Source organism: Desulfatibacillum alkenivorans DSM 16219 (assembly GCF_900142135.1).
Classification (GTDB): domain Bacteria; phylum Desulfobacterota; class Desulfobacteria; order Desulfobacterales; family Desulfatibacillaceae; genus Desulfatibacillum; species Desulfatibacillum alkenivorans.
The window spans coordinates 1-4,685 of record NZ_FQZU01000081.1; the positions used below are offsets into that span (position 1 = coordinate 1).

The following is a 4,685-nucleotide window of genomic DNA, read 5'->3' on the forward strand; positions in this document are numbered from 1 at the left end:
AGCATTGACGCCAACGGCGCCGACGACGCCCGGGTGACTCTGACGGCCACCACAAGCATCACGGTGAACGACAACATCGACGCAACCGGAACCGCTGCCACCGCAACCGTCCTCCTGGACGCCAACGGCGGCGCCATCAACACGGCGGCCGACGGCGATATCAAAGCCACGGGCGGCACGACGGTCACCGTCACTCTGGACGCCTTCACCGGCGGCATCACTACAAGCGGAAGAATTGACGCCAACGCGGGAACCAACGCGGACGTGAACCTCATCGCTCAGAACATCGGCGCCATCGTGGTAAACGATCAGATCTCCGCAAGCGGTTCGTTAGGTTTCGTGGACATTGATTTGTGGACCAATAACGGCTCCATTGATCTCAATGCCAACGCCGACATCACCGGAATCGCCGGAACCGATGTATTCATCACCCTGGACGCCGCCAACGGCGGTATCGTGTCAGATGGCTATATCAGCGGTGGCGCCACGGGCAATGTGGACATCGACCTGATGGCGCGCACGGTGGGTAGTATTACCCTGAATAACGGCATTTCGGGCGGCGCCACGGGCAACGTGGACATCGACCTGACTGCACAAAACGGCGCCATCACCACCAACGTCGGCGGCGCGATTGGGGGCAACGCTTCAGGCAACGTAGCCATTACCCTGGATGCCACCAACGGCGGAATCACTGTCGGCGATTCCATCACTGGCAACGCATCCGGCAGCGTGGATATCGATCTGACAGCTACCACGGCCGGCGCCATTGCCCTTAATGCAGCCCTTACCGGCAATGGCGGGTCTAATGTGGACATCGACCTGACCGCCCAAAGCGGCGCCATCACCACCAGCGCTGCGGGCGATATTTTAGGATCGGCCGCCAGCGGTTCCACCTTCATCACCTTGACGGCGACCAACGGCGGCGTCACCACCAGCGGAACCATCACCGGCAGCGCCATAGGCAATGTGGATATCGACCTGGATGCGGACACCCTGGGCAATATTATTGTGAATGACGCCATTAAGGGCTCCTCTTCTTCTGGCAATACTGACATTGATCTTTGGACTGACAACGGCAGCATTGATCTCAATGCAGGAATCACCGGCGCGGCCGGCAGCAACTCTTACATCACCCTGACGGCGACCAACGGCGGCATCACGTCAGACGCCGCTATCGCGGGTACGGCCAACGCCGGCATGGTGGATATCGATCTTTACGCCGTAACCGGCGGCGATATCGTCACCAACGCGGGCGGCACGATAACCGGCAGCGCAGGAACCACTGCGGACATCGATCTGGCCGCGGATAACGGGGACATCACCGTGGCGGACGCCATCCTTGGAAGCGGCGTCAAGGCTTTCATCACCCTGGACGCCAACGGCGGCGGAACCAATGACATTTCCACTACAGGCGCGGGAACCCTCACTGCCAATGCCTCAGGAACCGGCAGTGCGGCAGTGATTAACATCCTGGCCGACGGCGGCCGTGATGTAGCCCTGGGAGCCGCTGTCGCGGCGAACGGAGGAGAAACCGCATTTGTGAACGTACAGGCTGCCGGAAACATCACCTCCACTGCAGCCGGTACAATTGAATCTTTGGGCTCCAAGTTCGGCAATGTCACCATTAACTCCCTGGCTGGAACCGCCGGCGACGTCACCCTTAACGGGACGGTGAGGGCTGGATCCGGTACGGGCGGCTTCAACATCCAGATTTACGCCAACTCCGGCCACGTCACATTGAACAACACGGTGACAGGCTTTGGCGGAACCACGGGCGCCATTGATATTCTGGCCCAGAATCTGGCGGGTACCAGCGACGTTAACCTCAACAACCTGGTTGAGTTCACGGCGACCGGCGGAACCATTTCCGTGTCCGCCGAAGACGATGTGCTCTTTAACAACGCAGTGTCAGACATTGTTGCAGCCGGCGCTCCGGTTGTTACCATCACTGCAGACTCGGATAATTCCGGCTCCGGCTCCGGCGGCGCTATCACCATGGTGGACGGCGCCGGCATCGATGCAGGCAGCGGAACCATCACCCTGCTGTCCGATGAAAGCATTACCCTCGGCCAGTTGGTCACCACCAACGCCACCACGGCGGCAGTGGCCATCACCGTGGATAACGGCGCACTCATCGACGGCGGCGACAGCGCCTATGGAGCGGGAACAGCCACGGAAGACATCGTGGCCAACACCACCGGCGCTCAGGTGGTCATCAGCACGGTCACCGGCGTGGGCAGCGCAGTGGTTGCCGGCCCGGCAGACTCGGCAATCGAAACCAGGGTCGCCAACCTGAAGATCGCCAACACCACCACCGGACACACCGCAGTGGCGGGCAAGATCCTCATTGACGAAACCGACGGCGTGAACATCACCGGCATCAACCAGGACGCCACCGGCACGGCGGCCGCCATCGTGACCATCACTTCCGCCAGCGGACTCATCGACGTGGTTACCGCAGGCTCCGGCATTGACGCACAAAACGGCACCGTTACTCTGGACGCCAACGGCGGCGGCGACATCGCAGTCAACCAGACCATCACCACAAAGGCTGGCGATGTGAATCTCTGGGCCGATAACGACGTGACCTTCTCCGCCACCGGCGACGTCACCACAAATAACGGCGACGTTGAGGTCATTGCGGATAGCGATGGCGACCTGAACGAAAACGGCGGCGGCATCACCATGGTGGACGGCACGGTCATCAATTCTTCCGCCGGAACCATCACCATGAAGGCTGACGAGGATATTTTCCTGGGCGGCCTGGTAACCAGCAATAATACGGCCAATGCAGTATACGTTGAATCCTTTAACCAAGGCATCATCGATAACGGCGATACGGATATTGACATCGTGGCCACCGGCGCCAGCGGTTGGGTAACCCTCAGGGCGGCCGACCTTATCGGCCGCGTGGTCAACGACGACGTCATCGTGGATCCGGGCAGCGGTTCTTACGGCGGCAGAGATGGTGCGGGCAATCTGCTCGTGGATCCGGATCCCGTGGGCAACGCAATCGACACCCAGATGCGGAACCTGATCGTGGTTACTCAGGACGCAGGCGCTGAAATCGCCATCGACAACACCGGCTACGACCTGGTTCTGGGAACCACGGCAAGCACTGTGGTGCCTTCGGCTGGCGTTGATGCATCCATGTGGGTCAGGAACGACCTCGATATTACGATCAATGCCTGGACCCTGGACGGCAACGACAACGTGGGCCTCATTTCCACGCTGCAGAACGTCACCTTCCCGGACGTTGGAGCGCTCGGTGCAATCTTCAACGGCGGCACGGGCGCGAATTTCGCCTTCACCGGATCCCGGGTGGCGGACATCGCAGTGGGCTCCGGTACGGTTCGTCTGGAAGCCGTCAACGGCATCGTCAAGGACTCCGCCAGCGGCGCAATCACGATCCAGGCGGAAAACCTGATCCTCAAATCCAGTTCTCTGTATTCCGAGGATATAACCAATATTGTCAGGTTTGCGACGGCGAATTATGATTACGCCACCGGCGTGGATCAATACAGCCCCTTCGGCGCAACCAACAAGGTGGCTTTTAACGTGGTGGCCGAAGTAACTAACCTGGATGTGGAGATCACCGGATCGGGCGAAAGTTTCCATTTCGCCCAGGCCAATGACAGCGCCACTGGCTCTGCAGAGGATTTGACCATCAGGGATTTGGACGGCGACGGCTACTCCATGCTCATCAATGGTCATAACACCACTCCGGACGCTGACATCCTGGTTTATGTGGGTAACGGCGTAGACATCAATACGGACGGCGTAACCCTGACTGTTTACGATGACCTGAGCGCCCAGAACGGAAACATTTCCTTGTGGGTGGATAGCAATAATACCCAGGATGACGGCGGCGTAATCATCGGGGCTTCCGCCAGCGTGACAACGGATGCCACCGCAGACCAAAAGGGCGCCCTCTACATCATCGGCGACAACACCATAGAGACCAACGCCAATGTCTACGCGAACAGCGGCGAAGTGGTTGTGCTGCACGCCACGGCCAATCACATCATCATTGACGACGCTACCGTGGGCGCAGGAACAGTCACCCTGGACACCGGCGGCAACGTCTGGGATATTCGCTTTACCCAAAACGGTTCCCTGACCGTGAACGGCGGCAACCTGAATATCCAGAACGCCGACGAATTCCGCATGGAATCCGGCTCCGCCGGGGCTTCGGAGATTACCGTCAACGGCGGCTCCGTGAATATCGATAACATTAACATCATGATCATGCAGGATGGCACGACCATCACTGCTGATAAAAACGTCAATATCGGCGATACCGCCAGCTTGGGCCATGTCCACACGCTGTACATGTCTCCCACCTCCACGATAAACGCAGGGGGAGCCATCAATGCTTACGTGGGCGGCGACGTCCTGCTCGGAAACTTGAACTCCGACATAGACGGATCCGGCGGCGAAGATATTCATGTGGAAACCTACCAAGGCCAGGTTCCCCATCCCCATTTCATCACAAACCTCACGACGGGCTCCTTGTACACGCTCTCTTGGGGCGATGAAGAAAACGGAACCATTCCCACTGTCGGCGGAACTTCTGCCGTTAACATGCCTTCCCAGTCCGGGACGGTGACGGTTGGGGGGATCATCAATCCGAACGGGAACGACGTGACCTTGATCAGCGCGTCCGACGCCATCGTGGACGGCGA

1 protein-coding gene is annotated in these 4,685 nt (G+C 59.3%); it reads left to right on the forward strand.

Features of this window, described 5'->3' with window-relative positions; all coding sequences use genetic code 11:
* Window positions 1–4,685, forward strand: a 4,685-nt coding sequence (locus BUE18_RS28220; protein WP_170868487.1) for a beta strand repeat-containing protein, incomplete at both ends; no start/stop codon positions are given.